The sequence below is a fragment of the Pseudomonas sp. D3-27 genome, from assembly GCF_051132165.1.
Taxonomy (GTDB): Bacteria; Pseudomonadota; Gammaproteobacteria; order Pseudomonadales; family Pseudomonadaceae; genus Aquipseudomonas.
Map to the genome: position 1 here is coordinate 1,122,486 of NZ_CP071667.1, position 14,725 is coordinate 1,137,210.

13 protein-coding genes and 1 pseudogene are annotated in these 14,725 nt (G+C 60.0%); 9 read left to right on the forward strand and 5 right to left on the reverse strand.

The genetic code is table 11. The features are described 5' to 3' along the window. Positions 1 to 89: 89 nt before the first annotated feature. The 3 genes from J3P92_RS05235 to J3P92_RS05245 are packed head-to-tail and all read left to right on the forward strand — an operon-like array spanning position 90 to position 5,666. The gene (locus J3P92_RS05235; RefSeq protein ID WP_420764124.1) at positions 90 to 926 is read left to right on the forward strand and encodes a response regulator transcription factor; all 837 of its coding nucleotides are present in this window, start codon (positions 90 to 92) and stop codon (positions 924 to 926) included. Beyond that, a complete protein-coding gene (locus J3P92_RS05240; RefSeq protein WP_434650046.1) occupies positions 926 to 3,313 on the forward strand; it encodes a 7TM-DISM domain-containing protein in 2,388 nt (795 codons plus the stop codon). Before J3P92_RS05235 ends, J3P92_RS05240 begins: the two co-directional genes overlap by 1 nt. Position 3,314: 1 nt before the next feature. Then, positions 3,315 to 5,666 (forward strand): TonB-dependent receptor, encoded by a 2,352-nt coding sequence (locus J3P92_RS05245; RefSeq protein WP_434711771.1) that lies wholly within the window; start codon positions 3,315 to 3,317, stop codon positions 5,664 to 5,666. Here J3P92_RS05245 and J3P92_RS05250 read toward each other — a convergent pair. Beyond that, positions 5,650 to 6,735: a diguanylate cyclase domain-containing protein gene (locus J3P92_RS05250; RefSeq protein WP_434650048.1), complete on the reverse strand. Its 1,086-nt coding sequence runs from the start codon at positions 6,733 to 6,735 to the stop codon at positions 5,650 to 5,652. The genes J3P92_RS05245 and J3P92_RS05250 overlap by 17 nt on opposite strands. A 214-nt stretch (positions 6,736 to 6,949) precedes the next feature. Between J3P92_RS05250 and J3P92_RS05255 the strand changes: the two genes are divergently transcribed. After that, positions 6,950 to 7,183 (forward strand): DUF4160 domain-containing protein, encoded by a 234-nt coding sequence (locus tag J3P92_RS05255; RefSeq protein WP_434651102.1) that lies wholly within the window; start codon positions 6,950 to 6,952, stop codon positions 7,181 to 7,183. 3 nt (positions 7,184 to 7,186) lie between these two features. Then, positions 7,187 to 7,672, forward strand: coding sequence for a DUF2442 domain-containing protein (locus J3P92_RS05260; protein WP_434650049.1), 486 nt, complete (start codon positions 7,187 to 7,189; stop codon positions 7,670 to 7,672). A 168-nt stretch (positions 7,673 to 7,840) separates the two neighbouring features. On the opposite strand, the gene J3P92_RS05265 is transcribed toward J3P92_RS05260, so the two are convergent. The 3 genes and pseudogenes from J3P92_RS05265 to J3P92_RS05275 form a co-directional block, all read right to left on the reverse strand. Then, entirely contained in the window at positions 7,841 to 8,122 is a 282-nt protein-coding gene (locus tag J3P92_RS05265; protein WP_434650050.1) for a Rho-binding antiterminator, read from the reverse strand. 96 nt (positions 8,123 to 8,218) lie between these two features. Beyond that, positions 8,219 to 9,107: pseudogene (locus J3P92_RS05270) on the reverse strand (dihydrodipicolinate synthase family protein). A 19-nt stretch (positions 9,108 to 9,126) separates the two neighbouring features. After that, on the reverse strand, positions 9,127 to 9,909 hold the full coding sequence (locus J3P92_RS05275) for an aldolase (protein ID WP_420764132.1): 783 nt from the start codon (positions 9,907 to 9,909) through the stop codon (positions 9,127 to 9,129). 150 nt (positions 9,910 to 10,059) lie between these two features. Between J3P92_RS05275 and J3P92_RS05280 the strand changes: the two genes are divergently transcribed. Together J3P92_RS05280 and J3P92_RS05285 are read left to right on the forward strand one after the other, a co-directional pair. Beyond that, complete coding sequence (locus tag J3P92_RS05280; protein WP_420764133.1) at positions 10,060 to 10,626, forward strand: helix-turn-helix domain-containing protein; 567 nt, start codon at positions 10,060 to 10,062, stop codon at positions 10,624 to 10,626. A 508-nt stretch (positions 10,627 to 11,134) separates the two neighbouring features. Next, entirely contained in the window at positions 11,135 to 11,494 is a 360-nt protein-coding gene (locus tag J3P92_RS05285) for a DUF6124 family protein (RefSeq protein ID WP_434650052.1), read from the forward strand. 143 nt (positions 11,495 to 11,637) lie between these two features. Here J3P92_RS05285 and J3P92_RS05290 read toward each other — a convergent pair whose 3' ends face one another. Next, positions 11,638 to 12,447: an AraC family transcriptional regulator gene (locus tag J3P92_RS05290; RefSeq protein ID WP_434650053.1), complete on the reverse strand. Its 810-nt coding sequence runs from the start codon at positions 12,445 to 12,447 to the stop codon at positions 11,638 to 11,640. Between the two features lie 44 nt (positions 12,448 to 12,491). Between J3P92_RS05290 and J3P92_RS05295 the strand changes: the two genes are divergently transcribed. Together J3P92_RS05295 and J3P92_RS05300 are read left to right on the forward strand one after the other, a co-directional pair. Then, positions 12,492 to 13,649, forward strand: a complete 1,158-nt coding sequence (locus J3P92_RS05295; protein ID WP_434650054.1) for a trans-sulfuration enzyme family protein — start codon at positions 12,492 to 12,494, stop codon at positions 13,647 to 13,649. Between the two features lie 435 nt (positions 13,650 to 14,084). Beyond that, positions 14,085 to 14,699, forward strand: coding sequence for a hypothetical protein (locus J3P92_RS05300; protein WP_434650055.1), 615 nt, complete (start codon positions 14,085 to 14,087; stop codon positions 14,697 to 14,699). Positions 14,700 to 14,725: the final 26 nt, after the last annotated feature.

The window sequence follows — 14,725 nt, forward strand, 5'->3', positions numbered from 1 at the left end:
TATATCCATTTATTGCCGGCCCGATAGGTGATCTTCCGCCGGCAGTTTCGCGACAGAGAGCTGGCTAAACACAACAAGAGACCTGGCGAATGGACAACGGACGATACGCAAGGCAGGCAGCGACGGCGGAGGGCACGGCGGTGTCCGAGCCCGTGCCGCATATCCTGCTGATCGATGATATCCCCGAAGACATCCGCGCCACGCTCATCCTCTTGAAGGCCCAGCCCTGGCGCATTTCCCTGGCCAGCGACGCCTATCAGGGCTATCAACGGGCACTTGCGCTGCGCCCGGACCTGATCGTCCTGGATGTGCACATGCCACAAATGGACGGCTTCAGCCTGTGCAGGCTCTTGCGCGAGGCACCGGCCACCCGGCATATCCCGATTCTGTTCCTGTCTTCTGCAAATACCTCATTGGAACGATTGGAAGGGCTGACCGTGGGCGCCGTGGACTACATCCCCAAATCCTGCGCCCCCGAAGAAGTGCTGGCGCGCATCAAGATCCACCTGCAGCTGACTTGGCGCGCACCACCGACCGTCCAGGAAAGTCCGGCCGATCCGGAGCCGCAGGGTGATGAAATCGTGCTGCGCGCGGCCATGCGACTGATAGAGAACCAGTTGGACGACATGCCGTCCCTGGGCATGCTCGCGCAAAAAGTCGGCACCCATGAGAAACGCCTCTCCGCCATTTTTCGCGAGCATCTCGGGCTGACCGTGTTCGCCTATATTCGCGACGCGCGATTGCGGCGCGGTCAGGATCTACTGTGCGAAAGCGCCATGAGCGTGCAGGATGTCGCCGAACTGGTGGGCTTTCGCAGCGCCTGCAACTTCACCACGGCCTTCCGCCAGCGAATCGGCATGACGCCCAGCCAGTTTCGCCAGCAAACCCTGGGCATCGTTGAAACCGAGTCGGCCGGGCGCACCTGATGCGGCTTCTTCAGTTTCTATTGCTGACCATTACATTGTTATCCACAGGCCTGCTGCGTGCGGCACCTGTGGATATCTGCCGCGCCGACTCTCTGAACCTGATGTCCGTCGTGCGGATTCTCGAAGACACTCAGGCACGCCTGAGCCTGGAAGAAGTCGCTCGGCTGCCAGACACGCAGTTCAAAGCCGCCACCCCAAGCTGGCCGACGCAGGGCTACAGCCGCTCCGCCTTCTGGTTGAAATTACGGCTGACCAATTCGAGCGATGCGGCGTGTTCGCGCTTGCTGGTGGTCGGGGCGCCGCGCCTGGAAGACATCCGCGTCTACCGACCGGGGTACGAGGCACACGGCGGCGGCGCCTATCCCCTGGCCGAATGGCCTCAGCCGGCGGCGCGTCAGCCGGCGTTCCCGGTGTCGTTGGCGGCGGGGCAGAGCACCACGGTGTTCGTCCGGGTGGCGAGCAACTTCCAGATGCTGCTGGAGCCGGAACTGTGGTCCGAACCGGCGCTGCTGCGCAGTCAGCAACAGACGTACCTGAGCGACGGGCTCTCCCTCGGCATTGTCCTGCTGGTCGTGCCGTTCGGCTTTATCGTCGGCTGGATCCTGCGCTCCCGGCTGCTGATGGTGAACGCGGGTGCGGTACTGAGCTACATCCTGCTGACCTGCATCCTCAACGGTTACCTGATCTACTGGCCGTCGGCGCTGGGCTGGATGCGCGAGCTGCTGACCTGCGCCAGCGCGCTCTCGTTCGTACTGTTCCTGGCGTACTTCCGTGTACTGTTGCAGGTGTCCCAGCTGCCCAGGATCATCGGCTGGAGCTATTGGGTGCCGCTGCTAGGTTGTGTCTTCGGCCGACTTTGGTGGTTGAAGATCGATGCGGTCCAGGGCGCGCAGATCGTTCAGGTCTTCCTGATGAGTTTCTACGGCGTGTTGTTCGCTACGTTATTCATGGCGTGGCGCAGGCGGCTGAGCTACAGCTGGATGGCATGGCTGGTGCCCGGGCTCTTGGTGGGGCAACTGCTGATGCGGATTTTCTTCCCCCAGGAACAATTGCCCTGGCAGTCGCCGGAAAGCAAGTACAGCCTGTCTTCCACCTTGGCGGGCGTGGTGTTGCTGGTGTGCACCTTGATCATGGAAGTGGCCCGCAGCCGCAACCGGGAAAAGCACGCGCTGTCGACCCTCGAACAGCAACGCCAGGCAGAGCACGAGCGCCTGGAAAGCACCGTGGCCCTGCGCACCTCGCAGCTGCGCGACTCCCTCGCGGCTCGCAGCGCATTGATGGCACGGATCAGCCACGACCTGCGCTCGCCACTGGTGCGCATCATCGACTATGCGCGCCTGCTACACGGCGGGCCGAATCGCGACTACCCGGCGACGATCGAGCGCAACGCCCGTCAACAATTGGAGCTGATCGACGAGATGCTCGAGTTCTCCCAGGGCGAGCTGGAGCAGATGCAACTGACCCTCGCGCCGGGCTATCTGTACGGCTTTCTCCAGGAAATCGCCGACGAGGCGGGCTTTCTCGCCGCGCGCCAGGGCAACAGCTTCAACGCGGTAATGGCCCAGGATCTGCCGCCCCTGGTGGAGGCCGACTTCAAGCGGCTTCGGCAGGTGTTGATGAACCTTCTGGCGAACGCGGCGAAGTTCACCCGCAACGGCCAGATCCGTTTCGAAGTGGGCTGTTGTCCGGGAGCAACCGCTGACACCGTGGAGCTGCGCTTCAGCGTGATCGACACCGGCATCGGCATCGACCCGCAAGAATTCGAACAACTGCTGCAACCGTTCCGCCGTGGCCGCAACGCCCAACGCTACGAAGGCAGCGGGCTGGGGCTGTCCATCGTCACCCAATTGCTGGAACGCATGGGAAGCCGTCTCGAACCCCAGGCCACGGGGCAGGGCAGCCACTTCAGTTTTCGCCTGCAACTCAAATGCGCCCAAGAAGATGACCTGGAAAACGGCATCGTCGATAACAACATCACGCCGCTCGATGGCCAGGGCAAACACGTGTTGCTGGTGGACGACATCGAACAAAACAGCGAATGGCTCTATGACCTGCTGGCCGGTTACGGTTTCGATGTGAGCATGGCGGCGAGCGGCGAAGATGCCTTGGCTTGCCTGGCGGAACAGCCAGTCGACCTGCTGATCAGCGATCAGATGATGCCTGGGATGGACGGTTGGGAACTGCTGCGACACGTGCGTGCCCGTGAGCATGATCTGCCCGTGATGCTTTATTCAGCGGTCCCGCCACACAGGCCGCCGGGTTACCCCGAGGACCTGGCCTTCGACGCTGTGCTGCTCAAGCCCACCGACAGCCGCCAATTGCTGGCGCGGATCAAGACCCTGGTTTGCCCGGACACGGTGCATCGAGCAATGGCCCGGGAGTTCTAGCATGCCGGGTATGGGTTATCGGCTGCTCTTGCTCGGCAGCCTTACGGTATTGCCTTGGCTGTCGGCCAAGGCAGCGCAAGACACCTCCGGCGGCCTCGTCCTTGACCAGACCACCGTCACCGCTCGCCGCCGCGAAGAAGACCCGCAAGACGTGCCGATCCCGATCAACGTCCTCTACGGCGATCAGCTGGACGAAGCCGGCCTGCATCGTCTGCAAGACATTCAACAACGGGTGCCGGGCCTGGTGGTGTCCGGCCACGATGCCCGTTATGCCGGTTTCGGCCTGCGCGGCTTTGGCGCGACCGCCTACAACGATGGTCTGGAAGGCAGCGTCGGCACCTACGTCGATGGCGTTTACCAGGCACGCCAGGGCATGGCCTTCAGCGAGTTGATGGACATCGAACGCATCGAAGTGTTGCGCGGGCCGCAAGGCACCTTGTTCGGCAAGAACACCACCGCGGGCGCGCTGAACATCGTCACGCGCCAGCCGACTTTCCAGCCCGAAGCCAACCTCGAAGCCAGTTACGGCGAGCGCGGTCTGCGGGAATATCGCGGCACCGTCTCCGGGCCGCTGCAAGACGGCGTTCTCGCCGGGCGGCTCAATGTCTTCGACGGCTCCAGCGAGGGCGCCGTGGAAAACCTGCACGACGGCAGCCGCCTCGGCGACGCCGACAGCCAAGGCCTGCGCGGCCAACTGCTGTGGACGCCGAACAGCGACTTCAGCGCCCGCCTGATCGCCGACTACGCCGAGCAGAACGAAGCCGGCAACGTCCTGTTGGTCAATCACTACAGCGAGCAAACCCGCAAGCGCGCCAAATTCCTTGGCTATCCGCTGGCGGAGCCCGACCCTTACCAACGGGAGAACCGCATCGACGCGCCGGGTCGCCCGCGAACTCTGCAGAACGGCGTGTCACTGGAATTGAATTGGGACTTGGACGAGGCGATGCGCTTCACCAGCATCACCGCCTACCGCGACTGGGACTACCGCGCCGGCCGCGACGGTGACAGCACCGCGCTGGCGGTGGCCCAATCCGAAACCGAGTTGGGCCATCGGCAGTTCAGCCAGGAATGGCGGCTGTCCGGCACGGCCGGCTCGTCCGTCGATTATGTCGCCGGGCTCTATTACCTGCGCCAACAGCTCGACCGCCAGATCGACGCCGAATTCGGCCCGGACGCCGCGCCCTGGTTTGTTGGTGATCAACTGGAGGCACTGCAAAAAATCTTCGGCATCACGTTTACCGATCCGAGTCAGGTGCCTTCCGCGCTGCTCGATGGCGCTCGGCAGCGTTATGACGGCGAGCAGAAGGGCGACAGCCGGGCGGTGTTCGGTCAACTTTCCTGGCGTCCGATCGACCCGTTGGAACTCACCGGCGGCCTGCGCTACAGCCAGGAGCGCAAGGACGGCTGGATCTCCCGCGACGTCAGCAACCTTGCCCCGCTGAACGGCTTACCCCCGGTGTTCCAGGTGGGCGGGCAATTGCTGCGGGACATCGCCCTCGGCGGTACTTATTACCGTGAAGACTCCATAAAAGAAAACAACGTCTCCGGCCTGCTCAGCGCCAGCTATCGCTTCAGCGATGCCGTGATGGGCTACGTCAGTTGGTCGCGGGGCTACAAGGCCGGCGGCATCAACTTCGACGTGATCGGGCCGTTCACCGAGCCCACCTTCGAGCCGGAACGCGCCACGTCCCTGGAAGTGGGCATGAAGACGCAGTTCTGGGATCAGCGCGCATTGCTCAATCTTGCCGTCTACCAGACCGACGTCGATGACTACCAAGCGCTCACCTACAGCCCGCCGACATCGCTGTTCGCGCCGCCGCTGCGGGACAACCTGATCAACGTCGGCAAAGTCCGCTTGCGCGGCATCGAACTCGATTCCGCGTGGCAACTCACCTCCCAACTCACCGGGCGCCTGGGCGTGGCCTGGAGCGACGCGCGCTACCGCAGCTTCCCCAACGCCCCGTGCCCACCGGCCTCGGGTCAATGGACCTGCGACCTCAGCGGCGAGCGCCTCTACAACGCGCCGGAATGGAACCTGAGCAGCGGCCTCGACCACACCCACCCGCTGCCCTATGGCCTGGAACTCTACAGCGGCGTCGACTACAGCTTCCGCACCGGTTACTACGGCACCCTCGAAGGCGGCGAAGGCAGCTATCAACCCAGCTACGGTCTCACCAACCTGCGCCTGGGCATGCGCAGCCAGGATCGCGCCTGGGAAGTCGAAGGCTGGGTGCGCAACGTGTTCGATCGCAACTACATCACCGCCGTCTACTCACTGCTCGGTGCCGGCGACTACGGCGTCATGACCGGCAGCGAACGCACCGTCGGCACCACCGTCAGGTTTCGTTATTGACCGAAAGGCAGCGGGTTGGACAAAACGCCAGGCGATTACCACCGGCCTTTTTCGACAGATACATGGCCTGATCCGCCTTGCTGATCAGCCCATCCACCTCAAGCCCATGCTCCGGAAAAAACGCCACCCCGATACTCGCGGCAATCTCCACCGTCTGCGCGCCAATCAGAATCGGCGCGTTGGCCGCCGCCAGCATCCGCTTGAGCATCGGCTCGCAATCCTCCACTTCCTGTAGCCCCACCAACCCGGCCACAAACTCATCCCCCCCAAGGCGCGCGAACGTATCGCCCTCGCGCAACGTCGCATTGATCCGCGCCGCGACAATCTGCAACACCCGATCCCCCCAGTCATGCCCATAACTGTCGTTCAGCGCCTTGAACCCATCCAGGTCGATAAACGCAATCGCCACCTTCTGCTGATGAACCCGCGCCTTGCCCAACGCCTGACGCATCCGCTCGGCCAACAACAACCGATTGGGCAACTGCGTGAGCGCGTCATACCGCGCATCCCGTTCCAGCAGCTGCAAGCGCTGCTTCATCTGCGTCATGTCGCTGAACAGCGCCACGTAGTGCTGAACATTGCCGTGACGGTCATGCACCGCACTGATGCTGATCCTCGACGTCATCTCCCGGCCATCTTTATGGTTGGTCTGAATCTCACCGGACCAATGCCCGTGGAAATCCAGCGCGTTCTTCATCGGCGCGTAAAACGCGGTGAGGCGACGGACCATGCGATGGGAGTTCAGCTCATGGCCCTGAATCTCTTCCTGACCATAACCGGTGAGCCGCGTGAAGGCCTCATTCACGGCGATGACCCGGCCGAAGGGATCAACGAGGATGATGCCTTCGCGGGCGTGGCAGAACACGGTGGTGGCCAGCTCTGGGCACAGGGTGTTGAGGTGACGATCCAGGGCGGCTTCGTCGCGGGTGGTGGGCCATGTATTGGAATCGAAGCCTTGCAGGGCCAAGTAGCGGACCAGGGAAGAGAGCGATTTGTGCAGGCGGGTCAGGGCATTCGTGGCAAGCCTGGAGTTCAGGCAATAGCTGCGAATGAAGGTGTGTAGGTTCATGGGAGGGACGCGGTGCTCGGTTGTAGCGCTTGGGGTGGGTGAAGCGGGGGATTATCGAGGTGGGGGGGCGGTGGGGTGTTTGCTGGAGGGGATGGGGGCTTTGCGGGAGGGGATGGAGTGGAAAGATATTTTTGGGCGGGTGATATCAGCCGGCGGGCGGATGGATGTCCGGCGTCCTTGCGGTAGGGAAAAAAATTCCCTAGCCATGCTTGGCATGGCTGCCGTATATAGCGACCGTAACTGGAAAATAAAAATCTACCCGGACGATCACGCTCCGCCGCATTTTCATGTACAAACGCCTGACGGTGAATCGCTGGTGGAGATCGATGGGCTCCAGGTCCTTGGCAAAGGAGCCAACCCTAAAGCCTTGAAAGCCGCCTTGGCGTGGGCGACAAGTCACAAGGCTGGACTGCAACGTGTTTGGAATGAACAGAATCGGAGGCACTGACCCATGATCAGCAAAGCCAGAATCAGCAGCGTGAAGCCTGTCCCCGGCAAACATGCCTTGCAGGTGGAGTTTGCTAACGGTAAGCGCTACGACGTTGACTTGCGGGAATACATCCAACAATTCCCGGTGCTCAAGCCCCTGGAGGACTTGTCGTTGTTCGGCACCGCCCAAGTGGGCGAATGGGGCTTCGATGTGAGCTGGGGGGATGACTTGGAACTGGCGGCCGTCACTTTGCATCGGTTGGCGCTGGAGCAAGCCGGTGAGGTGATGCCGACCCAGGCATTCAAACGCTGGATGGCCGCCAACAAACTCTCGTTGACGACCGCCGCGCAGGAGCTGGGCTTTACCCGTCGCACTATCACCGCTTATAGCAGTGGAACCTCAATGATTCCCAAGCATGTGGCCCTGGCTTGTAAAGGATGGGAGTCTGAGCACAAGGGCAAAAAAGTGACAAAAGCTGAGAGCAAAAGGACCTCGCAAATAGCTTAATGAGACGAAGCCCCTGCCCCGCTACTTTACTGACTGAATGATTACGGCTGTACAGGAGCAAGCTACCTCGCCACGGGGATAACTGGACGTCCGTTGAGTTTCAGGCGCAACAGTCCCTTGTGGGAGCGAGCTTGCTCGCGATAGCGGTGCGTCTGTTAGCGGATCCTTTCACTGACCAACCTGGTCATCCACCGTCAACATAACCCGACCAAACCTGGCGTTCTCATTCAGCGGCGTAATTGCCAATAACTGATCGAGGCGAATCTCCTGACGACCGTCCGCCGTTTCGATTTCGAGAAACTCTTCCCGCGTGGAAGCGGTCCGCGTGGTAATCGCCCGAGCCGTCACGCGTTGGCCGTCAGTCAAGTCGATGTCCAGCGTGTAGCCGCACAGGCAAGCGATCTCCAAGTAGTCATGCAGGTCACAGTGCAACGGTTTATAGGTGTCCATCTCACGCCTCGCCGTTTTGCAGTTTGAGAATGAAGTGAAGCGACCGACAGGTTGACGTTTTGAGTCGCCACCCGTCGGGTCGCAGGGCAGGGCGAATCAGAGCAGTTGCTTCAGCATCGCTTGCAGCCGGTCATTCCCCGACTCATCGAGCGGAAACACCGGCAAGCGCGGGTCGCCGACTTCCAGGCCGAGGGTGCGCAGACCCGCCTTGATGGTAGCGGGCAAGCCGCCCTTGAGGATGAAATCCAACAGCGGCAATTGACGATAAAACAATGCCCGAGCTTTGCTCAGGTCATTGGCCAACACGGCGGCGTAGAGGTCGAGATTGAGTTGCGGGATGAGGTTCGGGCGCGGCGGTGCACCAGCCCTTGGCACCGGCCGCGAAGGCTTCCAGCGCCAGTGGATTGCAGCCGTTGTAGAACGGCACCTGGCCTTCGCCCAGCAGTTGCAGCTTGTGCATGCGCTGGATATCGCCGGTACTTTCCTTGACCATGGTGACGTTATCCACCGCGTTGAAAATCCGCAGGATCAAGTCCACGGACATGTCGATGCCGCTGGTGGCCGGGTTGTTGTAAAGCATGATCGGCACATCGATGCTGGCGCCGATGGTCTGGTAGTGCCTGAAGATTTCCGCCTCGCTCAGTTTCCAATAGGAAGCCGGCAAGACCATCACCACATCGGCGCCGTGATCCTGGGCAAAACGCGCGCGGCGCACCGCTTTGGCGGTGGTCAAGTCAGACACGCTGACCACGGTCGGCACCCGGCCGGCAACGCGGGCGATGCTGAACTCGCTGACCTGGTCCCACTCCGCGTCGCTCAGGTAGGCGCCTTCGCCGGTGCTGCCCAAGGGCGCGATGGCATGTACGCCGCTGTCGATCAGGCGGTCGATGGACCGGCCCAATGCGTCCAGGTCCAAGCCTTGGCCGTCGGCGGAGAAGGGCGTGATGGTGTAACCGATGATGCCGTGGATGTTGGGGGTAGACATGGCGTCGCTCCTATTGGGTTCAGTTCAGGCAATCGGCGTGTTGGCGCAGGTTCTGCCGGGCGTAGTAGTTGAAGGCGGCGGCGTGACGCTTGGGACGGGCGATCCAGTCGTGAGCTTCGCGGCCCAGGTGCGGCAGGATCGGCTTCACCTCGCCGGCGGCCATGGCGAGCAATTGCAGCTTCGCGGCGCGCTCGATCAACTGGGCGATGTTGCAGGCTTCTTCCACGGTCTCGCCGGTGGACAATTGACCGTGGTGGGAAAGCAGAATCGCCCGCTTGTCACCCAGGGCGCCGGCGATCAATTCGCCTTCCTCGTTGCCCACGGGCACGCCCGGCCAGCCTTCCAGGAACGCGCAGTCTTCGTACAACGGGCAGAGGTCCATGTGGGAAATCTGCAGCGGCACTTCCAGCATCGACAGTGCGGCGATGTGGGTCGGGTGGGTGTGGATGATGCAATTCACATCCGGCCGGGCGCGGTAGACCCAGGTGTGAAACCGGTTGGCCGGGTTGGGAATGCCGTGGCCTTCCAGGACCTCGAGGTCTTCGTTGATCAACAGCAGGTTGCCGGCGGTGATCTCATCAAACCCCAGGCCCAGTTGCTGGGTGTAGTAAGTGCCAGGCTGCGGCCCGCGTGCGGTAATCTGCCCGGCGAGGCCGGAGTCGTGACCGTTCTCGAACAAGATGCGACAGGTCAGGGCCAGCTTTTGTCGCACAGTCCACGTATTATCCGGCAGTGATTTCTGCATCTGGTTTACAGCATGCTGGACCAATTGGTCCTTGGGCGTCGCCAGTGTCTTGCTCATGTCAGTTCTCCTGATTCGTTCTTTGACCGTTCTTGATCCGCGTCATGGAAGCTGTGGGATGGACGTGCTAATGACACTAAATAGACTATATGACACAAAGTGTCATTTGCAATCGCAGATTGTCCGTTTCCCTGGAAATGTGGGTTACCTATGTCCATTCGCTTGAAATTGCTCAGAAAAAAACTCGGTGTGACGCTGGACGTCCTGGCTGAAAAAACCGGAATGACCAAGAGCTATCTGTCCAAGGTGGAACGGGGTCTGAGCACGCCCTCCATCGCCACGGCGCTCAAGCTGTCCAAGGCGTTGAACGTGAACGTCGAGGAGTTGTTCTCCGAGGAAAACGTCTCGCTCGACAGCTACAGCCTGGTGCGGTGTGAAGACCGCCAATCCCTGGCGGCGAACCCTGGCAGCGCTGAATACGCCGTGTTGGCTCACCAGGTTTCCGAGCGAACCTTGCTGCCCTTCATCCTCTACCCCCCGGCCGAATTCGCCGCGCACCATGCGTTCAAGGAACACACGGGCGAGGAGTTCCTGTTCGTTCACGAAGGCCAGGTGGAAGTGGACTTCATGAACGAGCGCGTCGTGTTGAATCGCGGCGATGCGTTGCATTTCAACGCGCAAAAACCCCATCGCCTGCGCTCGGTGGGTGATGTTCAGGCGCAGTTGCTGGTGGTGGTGCACAGCGCTGAATCGGCACAGAAGGGCGAAGACGCCTAGCACCGCGTTGCTCGCTGGGTAAACACCAAACCCCGTGGCGAGGGAGCTTGCTCCCGCTGGGCTGCGCAGCAGCCCCCTCCCATGAGCGCCTTGCCACAGATCTTTCGACAGCCTCAATTGAACGGCATCGGACACCTGCTCGGACCAGTCGAGTGACGTCCTGTCAGTAAAGACCGACAGACACTAGCGACAAGGCCTGCCAAGCCACAGCGCCTTGCGCCTTTGCCTACAACTACGCCAGAATCCGCCGGCTTGTGCGCCTTGGGCCGCGTCGGTAGTTTGGGACCTGTCACTGCTCATCAGTGATCGGGTTTAGTCGCCCAGGGTGAAACAGGTTGTGCAAGGCGTCATCCAGTCGGGATTCCCATCCTGCACTTGATGGTGGCTGTGCGCAGGGCGTCCTCGGACGCGCCGGTTTCTTGTTTCCCCGGTCGACTAACCTGCGTACAGCTGCCTCCCATCGTTTAGTCGCGAGCGGGTGATGGCTCCAACTACAGGAAGCAAAACGATGGTAAAAGTTACTCCAAATCCTCCCGACACGAACGAACACGTCTCCCGTGCTCAGTCTGCCCGCAACAAGAAAATCGACGACGCTGCCACGCGAGCGTTGGATTGTTATCTGAAACCCAAGCCTAAGGGCGAAACGTCTGACAAGACTGACTCCATTTTACGGATTGATCCGAGTGTGGATTCTGAGTGTTTGCTTGCGAATCTCAGTGAGAATTTGGCTTCGGCGAACGCGATGATCAGTGATTTGGCGTTTGACCTGGATGGGTCGCGGCGGCGGGTTGCGATGGGGATTTTGCAGGTGATTGAGGTAAGTGAGCTGTTGGCGAATCGGGCGTTGGATATTGTTGAGGTGAGGTAGCCGAGGCGTTCGCCTCGGCAGGAAAGGTCTTGCGCAGCAGACCTTTCCTGCCGCCTGACGGGAGCATCAAAGCACACTTAAGACCTGCAGCGTGTGTGGAAGGACCAGAGTCGTTTTGATCTGGGCGATGATGTAACGAGGAATCACTGAGGCGCGCTTTGCATTAAATGAGTGGACTGAAAGGCCCGTGGCGTACTGCCTGTTATTTTTCGAAAGGCCGCCACATAGGCTGCTGCACTCGCAAACTGCAAAGTATGTGCAACCGATTTGACGGACCGATTCGATGCCAGCAGATCCAGCGAGGCAACGATGCGCGCCCGTTGGTACCATGTGCGATAGTTCAAGCCCACTTCCGCGCTAAAGCGCCGCGTAAAGGTGCGTTCGGACATGGCCGCACGATACGCAATTTCAGATATCGACCAATGCCACTGATTGCCTGAAATCAGCTCCATCAATGCCGCGCGCAGCCGCTCGTTAGTCGGCATCGGCAAGTGTGTCGGTAGGCAGGCCGCTTCACCCAATGCATGCAGCAATAACTGCACCATCAATTCGCGCATCTCACCCTGGCGCGGCTGTTCGAACAAGCCCAGTACCAGTTCCCTGATAAGGCTGGATGCCACGACCGCGTGCACTTCCTTGCAACGCACGAAACCGGCGATTTGAGTGAACAATGCCGGTTGGAAATACACCGTTCGCATCTCAACATCCGACAGGATCTGAAGGGCATGGGATTGATGCGGCGGTATCCACAACGCCCGTTGCGGTGGAACCGTCCAGCGACTTTGCTGTGTTTCAACCAACATCGTGCCGCGCAACGCAAACACCAATTGCCCGGTCTGGTGCTCGTGCGAAGGCAACACAGCGCCGCGCTCATGCCGCTTCGCTAACAGGCGAAACTCGGCGGGCTCGGGATGGCGCGTCAGCGATATTTTTTGGCTGATGGAGTCTGACATGCCAAACATACTATAGGACTCTGACCACTCGAATCGAGGCCATCATGCACCGTGACTCTGCTCTTGTTCACCTGGGCCGCACCAGCGCCGCAGCGGTTCATGCGGTGAACCCACCCTTGGTACGCGCCTCAACAGTAGTGTTTGAAACCCTGGAGGAATATCGGCATTCGTACCAGGGCAGGGTTTTCGAATCGTCACGTTATGGGCGCTCGGGCACGGTCACCACGTTTGAGTTACAAGAGGCCATGGCACGTCTTGAAAATGCCGAAACCTGCATCGCCACCTCCAGCGGTTTGAGCGCTATCGCCGCAGTGTTAGGCGCACATGCGGGGCCGGGAAAACATATCCTGGTCTACAACGGCGTGTATGGTCCGACCCGAGTATTTTGCGAGCAATCGCTGACAGCACTTGGCACGAAGATCAGCTTCTTCAACGACAGCGCCGAAGTCGGCCAACTGATCGACGACAAGACGAGCCTAGTCTTCATCGAAGTGCCTTCATCGTTGACGATGCAGATGCTGGACATCACGCAAGTGTGCGCGGCGGCCCATGAACGGGGCATACCGGTTGCCTGCGACTCAACGTGGGGCTCACCGATGTACTTCAACGCCCATGCGCTGGGGATCGATATCTCGATTCATGCGGCTACCAAGTTCATCAACGGCCACTCAGACGTCATTCTCGGCCTGGTGACCGGCGCTTACTCAACGTTGGACACGACGCGCAAATGGTGTGGCCGCCACGGCTCGCATGCCTCCCCGGATGCGTGCTGGCTCACCCTGCGCGGATTGAGAACACTCGCCGTGCGCATGCCCCGGCATCAAGCCAGCGCAATCGAAGTGGCTGAATGGTTAAGTGCACATTCGAAGGTCAAACGCGTGATGTTTCCAGTATTGGCCTCCGATCCCGGGCACGCCCTCTGGAAAAGACAGTTTTCCGGTGGCGCCGGGCCCTTTACCTTCGAACTGCAACTTTGCAATGAAGCCGCATTTGAACGCTTCATCAACGCGTTGAAATTGTTTGGCCTAGGCACCAGTTGGGGCGGGTATGAAAGTTTGGTCATGCCCGCCATTCCACACGAACTGCGCTCGATCAAGACGCTCCCTGACGAGGGGCGGCTGGTTCGTTTACACATTGGGCTCGAGCATGCGCCGGATCTGTGTGCGGATCTGGCCCAGGCGTTTGATCGGATGGATGAATGAGCCGGAAAATTGCTTCTTTTGAAAGGTCTGACAGTCTTGGCTAACAGCGCCCGTAAGCCCCACGTCGCCCTGCGCCTTTGCCTACAACTACGCCAGAATCCGCCGGCTTGTCCGCCTCCGGTTGCGTCGGTACTTCGGGGCCTGTCAATGCTCATCAGTGATGGCTCCCACTACAGGAAGCAAGATGTTGGCGAAAGTTACTCCGAATCTTCCCGATACAAACGAACACGTCTCCCGTGCTCCATCTGCCCGAAATAAGAAAATCGATGACGCCGCCACGCGAGCGTTGGTTTTTTACCTGAAGCCTTGTGCGGAACAGGCTCGCCAGCATGCATGCGGTAGGCACGAGATAAGGCATACGATAAGGTCGTCAGAGCGACCCACGGACTCCCGGCGGATAGCGACGGGCTCACCCTAATAACTGATGGAAAGCGCATGGACAAGCTAGCGATACTGGATGCATTCGAGGCAGCCCATGATAAGTATTTTCATCTTATGCTCGAACACTATCCGACGTTTCGTACCGCAGAGCCGAACGGCGGTTTCGGACCTCCTGAACTAATTACGCTTGCGATCGAAGCCCACTCGTGCGCCATCGCGTTAGGGCCGAAAGCGCTAAAGCGACTATGTTATCTGGGGCTGGATGTCCTTTATCCGTTTGACAATATCGTCGATCTTTACAATTGGCGGGTGAAGGTCAAAAAGGAAAAAATTGAACACACCACCTATGCTTCCATAGCCATCCGCATCGACTCGGAAATCGACCGGATGCGCCGTGTGTTTTCGCTAGGGGCATACGACTCATATGAGGCTTTGCCTACCGAAGAGTTTCTTGTATCGAAGTTACGCTACAGCGCGTCGCCCCAAAACGTGAGCGCAGTCGAAGCGCCTCAAGAGATGCCTGCACCAACCATGCGCGTCGATACGATAAATGTGCAATACGCTGCGGATTCACAGGCCGTCAGTGATCTCGAAAAGCTTGAGAAAGAAACGTCGATCGGATCGAACCTCAGCACAATTATTACGACGTTGAGACAGCTATTGGGTTGAGAGTACCCATGCTCGGGCTGAAGCTG

Coding starts and splice junctions, on each gene's coding strand:
- J3P92_RS05265 (WP_434650050.1), bottom strand. CDS start 8,122: ATGGACACCTATAAACCGTTGCACTGTGACCTGCATGACTACTTGGAG.
- J3P92_RS05280 (WP_420764133.1), top strand. CDS start 10,060: ATGTCCATTCGCTTGAAATTGCTCAGAAAAAAACTCGGTGTGACGCTG.
- J3P92_RS05295 (WP_434650054.1), top strand. CDS start 12,492: ATGCACCGTGACTCTGCTCTTGTTCACCTGGGCCGCACCAGCGCCGCA.
- J3P92_RS05275 (WP_420764132.1), bottom strand. CDS start 9,909: ATGAGCAAGACACTGGCGACGCCCAAGGACCAATTGGTCCAGCATGCT.
- J3P92_RS05300 (WP_434650055.1), top strand. CDS start 14,085: ATGGACAAGCTAGCGATACTGGATGCATTCGAGGCAGCCCATGATAAG.
- J3P92_RS05240 (WP_434650046.1), top strand. CDS start 926: ATGCGGCTTCTTCAGTTTCTATTGCTGACCATTACATTGTTATCCACA.
- J3P92_RS05285 (WP_434650052.1), top strand. CDS start 11,135: ATGGTAAAAGTTACTCCAAATCCTCCCGACACGAACGAACACGTCTCC.
- J3P92_RS05255 (WP_434651102.1), top strand. CDS start 6,950: ATGGCTGCCGTATATAGCGACCGTAACTGGAAAATAAAAATCTACCCG.
- J3P92_RS05250 (WP_434650048.1), bottom strand. CDS start 6,735: ATGAACCTACACACCTTCATTCGCAGCTATTGCCTGAACTCCAGGCTT.
- J3P92_RS05235 (WP_420764124.1), top strand. CDS start 90: ATGGACAACGGACGATACGCAAGGCAGGCAGCGACGGCGGAGGGCACG.
- J3P92_RS05290 (WP_434650053.1), bottom strand. CDS start 12,447: ATGTCAGACTCCATCAGCCAAAAAATATCGCTGACGCGCCATCCCGAG.
- J3P92_RS05245 (WP_434711771.1), top strand. CDS start 3,315: ATGCCGGGTATGGGTTATCGGCTGCTCTTGCTCGGCAGCCTTACGGTA.
- J3P92_RS05260 (WP_434650049.1), top strand. CDS start 7,187: ATGATCAGCAAAGCCAGAATCAGCAGCGTGAAGCCTGTCCCCGGCAAA.